Below are 5,092 nucleotides of genomic sequence, written 5' to 3' on the forward strand. Positions count from 1 at the left end.
CCCATCGCGGCGGCCCCCAGCACATCCCCCTGAATCGCGATGCGGTTCCGATCGCGGCAGGAAATCTGATAGATCGTGCTGTAATCGGCGCGGGTCAACAGCGCGCAGATACCGAGGGACGACATATGGCAATTTGCCCCTGACGCATCGGTGGCGTTGATCGCGTCCACCACTTCTGCCAACGGTCGCGCGGCTTCGAACACATCCGCCGGGTCGGCGCTGTCGGGTGGGTTCAATTCGGCGGTCACGGCGAATTTTCCGGCGCGCAACACACGCTCCAGCCGACTGCCGGAGGACATGCCCGGCGGCGGGATGACATAGGGTCGGATATGATCGCCCGGCAGATCGGTGCTCATTGGTCTGATTTCCCCTGCGCGCGCGGTGGTTCGGGCGCCAATGGCGCGCTTGTCGGCTCAATCTGACGCGCCTGCGGAAAGGCATTGGCGAGGGCGAGGCGATCGGCATCCAAACCGGCAATCCTGTGCGCGCGCAAGGCGATGGCTTTCTCACGGCTGGCGCGCAGCCAGGCTGATGAGCCTTTCAAACGTCGGTCAACGGGGGGCAGAACCTGAAGGATGCGGTCCCGTCCGCGCATCTGACTTGCACCGTCCCACGCCTGAACCCAGACACAGCGCATCAAGGGTTTCACTTCGCAAAAGCCACCTTCACGGACACCGCCGCAGGGGCCGTTGCGCAATTCCTTGGGGCAGTTCATCGGACAGGACATTCCAGTCGAGGACAACACGCATTGCCCGCACATCTTGCAGTCGAACAGTAACCCCTTCACACCCCGCTCGATCAACGCAACCGGGCGTTCGACCCGGTTGTAGCCGATTTTCTCGAACAGCGGATCGAGTGCAACCATCACTGCCTCGAAGCGTTGATACAGCCATTCGAATGACCGCGAATGGCGCGTTGCGAAAAGACGTATCCGGTACATTCCATGCTCCACATGCGACAGCAACGATCGACGGTCGGGTCACGCTAAAGCGTTTCTATGTTGGTGTGAAATGTTTTATTCGCGCTTGGCGGAGCAGCACCCACGCCTGCAAAGCTACGATTGCCTTTCACCGCAAACCCGCCGCGTCAGCTCAGAAGAGAGGCAGAACCGCCGTCCGGTCGAACGCTGGTTCTACGCTGCGGCGCGCGATCCCGCCGGATTGCCGTCGCCGCGTCCAAGTCAAGACAACGGCAACGCCCGCCAGGCGTGACCACTGGCTTGCAACAGGTCATCCGCTGCTTTTGGCCCGTCACTGCCTGCCGCATATTGCGGGATCGTTTTTTGCGGCGCATCGGCCCAGGCCTCCAGAACAGGATCAACGGCACGCCAGCCATTTTCCACTGTATCGGCCCTTTGAAACAGGGTCGCGTCGCCCATCATGCAGTCGTAAAGCAACGTCTCATACCCAGTGCTCGGCTTTTGCGCGAAGAAATCCGAATAGGAGAAATCCATGTCAACAGTCGAGAGTTTCACGGTCGGGCCGGGGCGTTTGGCCGCGAATTCCAGCGCGATGCCCTCGTCCGGCTGAATGCGCAGGATCATCCAGTTCGGGTGCATCTTTGCAACGTCGGTGCCGCGAAACAAGGCATAGGGGGCCTGGTGAAACCGAATGGCAATCTCGGTCTGGCGGGTCGACATGCATTTGCCTGTCCGCAGGTAGAAGGGCACCCCGGCCCACCGCCAATTCTCGATCCCCAGGCGAAGGGCGGCATAGGTTTCCGTCATCGAATGGGCGTCAACATCAGGCTCATTGCGGTAGGCGCGAACCTTGTGGCCTGCGACAGTACCGGCGGCGTATTGCGCGCGCACTGATGATGCCAAGGCCTGCGCTGGGTCCATCGGTTCAATCGCGCCGATCACGTCGGATTTGCGGTTACGCACCGCATCGGCATCGAAGGAGGTCGGCGGCTCCATCGCGACCATAGACAGCAGTTGGAACATGTGGTTCGGCACCATGTCCCGCAGTGCGCCGGTGCGCTCATAGAACTTCCCGCGCGCCTCCACACCCACCGTTTCGGCGGCGGTAATCTGAATCTGGTCGATGTGGTCGCGGTTCCAGATCGGCTCAAACAAACCATTGGCGAAGCGCAGCGCCATGATGTTCTGCACGGTTTCCTTGCCAAGAAAATGATCCATCCGGAACACCTGATCCTCGCGCAGAACCTTGAGGACGGCTGTGTTCAGAACCTTGGCCGAGGCCAGATCATGCCCGAATGGTTTCTCGATCACCACGCGCCGCCAGCGGTCACCGTCCTGCCGCACAAGATCCGCCGCACTCAACCCGTTCACCACGGTTTCAAAGAAGCGGTCGGCAACGGCCAGATAGAAAAGCCGGTTGTCCGGCCCTTTTCGTTGCCCCGCCACTTCGTCAAGATGATCGGAAAGCGCATGAAACGTCGCCGGGTCCTGGAAATCGCCCTGAAGGTAGCTCATCCGCTCCGTCAGCCATTTCCAATGGGCCTGATTGATGCTTGCGGCGTGAAACTCACCGGACGTGTCAGACACGAAATCCTGCATCATTTCGCCCAGACCGTCACGCCAGCTTTGCGTTGTCTGATCGCTGTGATCGACCCCGACGAGACGAAACCCGTCCGCCAATCGCCCGGAATTAACGAGGTTGTAAAGGGCTGGCACCACAAGGCGCTTGGTCAGATCACCCGCCGCACCGAATATCACCATGGTACAGACAGGTGCGGCGGGCGCGTCGTCATGTGGTGCGTTGCGCAGATTGACCGCAGAATGGGTATGTGCGGAAGTCTTGCTGGATTTGCGCATGGTCTATCCTTTCGCTATTGACGCCATCGCGTCATCCCAACCTCGCTGCGATCACATCCGCGACGCGCAAGGCGTTCGCGATGATCGTCAGGGTTGGATTCACTGCCCCGATGGAGGGGAAGAAACTGGCATCCGCGACATAGAGATTTTCAACCTCATGCGTGCGGCAATCGAGGTTGAGAACCGATGTCGCAGGGTCTTCGCCAAAAACCATGGTGCCGGATTGATGCGCGGTGCCGCCGATCGGGACATTCTTCCCCACATACAACGTGCGGTCCATAAGATGTGGGTGGATATTGGCCTTGTCCACGATCTGGCGCAGTTTCTCACGCAGGCGGTGATGGGCTTCCATATTGGTCGGCGCAAGATCAAGATGCACCTTGCCGTCACGGTAGAAAACCCGGTTTTCGGCGCGCGGCAAATCTTCGGAGGTGAGCCAGAAGTCAATGGAATGGCGCGCGATCCAATCGAAGGGCTTTTCCGGCAGCCAATGCAGCGCGTCGGGCAACCCCTCAATCTCGATCTGGGTTCCGTCAGATTTTCCCACCATCTGGATATGGCCGAGCGGGAATTCCCAATCGTTCGCAGGTGACAGCGCGTGGCCATGGTAAAAATCGTTCAACCCCAGCGTTTTCTGGAACTGCGTCGGGTTTTCGCTGCGCGATATGGCCAGCACGGTTGCATTGTTGTGGCGCATGTAATTGCATCCCACCAGACCGCTGCCATTGGCCAGCCCCTGCGGATGGGCGTCGCTGATCGAACGCAGGAACAGAAGAGCGGACGAAAGCGCCCCACAGGCGACCACCACGATATCCGCGTCGATCCGATGATGTTTACCGGCAATCACCACATCGACGCCCATAACAGCGCGCCCACCGGGATCGGTCAGCAACCGTTCGACATAAGCGTTGGTCAGAAGCGTCACATTGTCATGCGCGGCCAGCACAGGGTCGATGCAGATGATCTGGGCATCGGCCTTGCCGTTGGTCAGGCTTGGATAACCGTCAAACGGATCGCAGCGCAAAAGCGCGGATTGGGGCAAAGTGCCGCCCCTGCCGTCCTCATCCATCAAGCCGCCGATTGGCAAGTGAAAGGGGTGCAAACCTTGCTTGGCAAAATCCTCGGCCAGTGCGGCGATGCGCGGTTCATGGCTGATCGCGGGATACGGATAGGGCGCGTGGGCTGGCGGGTCGGTCGGGTCTTCGCCCCGCGCACCGTGAACCTGAAACAGGTTCTCTGCGGCTTGATAATACGGTTCATACGCGTCGTATTTCAGCGGCCATGCGGGTGCAATGCCGTCAGGATGTGCGACTGCCCCGAAATCCTGCTCGCGCAATCGGAACAGCGCCGCACCGTAGACTTTGGAATTGCCACCGACGCAATAGTGCAACCCCGGCTTGAAACTCGCTCCCGAGGATGAATACCATGTCTCATCGGCCTGATAGCGCGCCTTGGCAAAGACTTCGCGCGTATCCCAATTCTCACGCTCGCGTGGCAGGTAGTCACCGCGCTCAATCACAAGTATTCGCTTGCCGGTAGCCGCCAGTTTCCAGACCACGCCGCCGCCACCCGGACCGGAGCCGATTACAATCACGTCATAGAGTGTTTCGGCCATTTCATCACCATGTCATTGATTGATGACGCTTCAACCCAAGGTCCCGACAGAGGGGGAAATGGCCCCGCGTCTCCGCAGGGCCATCTCGTGTTTTCACCGATAATCCATCAAAACCCACGCCACAGCGCGGCTATCAGTGGAAAAGGGCGATCAGGATGATGATCCAGATCGGGACGCCAAGTATCCAAAGAAGTATCGAGCGCATTCCAAAAATTCCTTCCGCGTGTCTGAGATTTCACAGCCATGTTCCGAACCGGGCGAACACCCGGTTTTCGTCGCGATGCCGACCGCCAACGCCGGCAGCCCAGTAAGCGCCTGCCGCAGCAATCATCAGCGATGCAGCCACCACAAAGGCGGATATCACGGAATAGCGTCGCGCTGTCTCCAACTCCTCTTTCGTAGGTGCCGGGATCACAGCGGTTGCGTCTGCCGGTTGCGTCACATCAGCACCCGGCTGTGGCGTTACGGCATCCGTCACCGCCGCAACCACTGTCGGAGAGGTCTGCGCCGCCGCATCAACCGCCGCACCGGCACCCGCACCCAGAAGCCACGCCCCCATGAGGATCGCAGCACCCCAGACCGCCAAGCCATGAATGCCGTCGCGCACACTGAGTTCGTCAGCCGAGATGCCGACAACCCGTCGGCGCATCCTCCCGGCGATATAGCCGCCGCCCATGACGCTTGAAACCGTAGTCCACATC

4 protein-coding genes and 1 pseudogene are annotated in these 5,092 nt (G+C 59.9%); all 5 read right to left on the reverse strand.

Annotated elements, in window-relative coordinates:
* On the reverse strand, nucleotides 1-356 hold a 356-nt coding region (locus L0H65_RS14185), incomplete at its 3' end, for a methylenetetrahydrofolate reductase (RefSeq protein ID WP_301459701.1).
* Nucleotides 353-940 carry a methylenetetrahydrofolate reductase C-terminal domain-containing protein gene (locus L0H65_RS14190; protein ID WP_301459702.1) on the reverse strand — a complete coding sequence of 196 codons (588 nt, stop codon included), beginning with the start codon at nucleotides 938-940 and terminating at the stop codon, nucleotides 353-355. The genes L0H65_RS14185 and L0H65_RS14190, both read right to left, overlap by 4 nt.
* A 240-nt stretch (nucleotides 941-1,180) precedes the next feature.
* Nucleotides 1,181-2,776 carry a glucose-6-phosphate dehydrogenase gene (gene zwf / locus L0H65_RS14195; protein WP_301459703.1) on the reverse strand — a complete coding sequence of 532 codons (1,596 nt, stop codon included), beginning with the start codon at nucleotides 2,774-2,776 and terminating at the stop codon, nucleotides 1,181-1,183.
* A gap of 31 nt (nucleotides 2,777-2,807) precedes the next feature.
* The gene (locus L0H65_RS14200) at nucleotides 2,808-4,391 is read right to left on the reverse strand and encodes a GMC oxidoreductase (RefSeq protein ID WP_301459704.1); all 1,584 of its coding nucleotides are present in this window, start codon (nucleotides 4,389-4,391) and stop codon (nucleotides 2,808-2,810) included.
* Between the two features lie 235 nt (nucleotides 4,392-4,626).
* A pseudogene (locus L0H65_RS14205) lies at nucleotides 4,627-5,092 on the reverse strand (hypothetical protein); the annotation flags it as partial.

This window comes from Pseudorhodobacter sp. (assembly GCF_030452865.1).
GTDB lineage: Bacteria > Pseudomonadota > Alphaproteobacteria > Rhodobacterales > Rhodobacteraceae > Pseudorhodobacter.

What these genes read in the sequence shown, in the direction of transcription:
- L0H65_RS14190 (WP_301459702.1), bottom strand. Translation starts at nt 940, where the DNA reads ATGTACCGGATACGTCTTTTCGCAACGCGCCATTCGCGGTCATTCGAA.
- L0H65_RS14200 (WP_301459704.1), bottom strand. Translation starts at nt 4,391, where the DNA reads ATGGCCGAAACACTCTATGACGTGATTGTAATCGGCTCCGGTCCGGGT.
- zwf (WP_301459703.1), bottom strand. Translation starts at nt 2,776, where the DNA reads ATGCGCAAATCCAGCAAGACTTCCGCACATACCCATTCTGCGGTCAAT.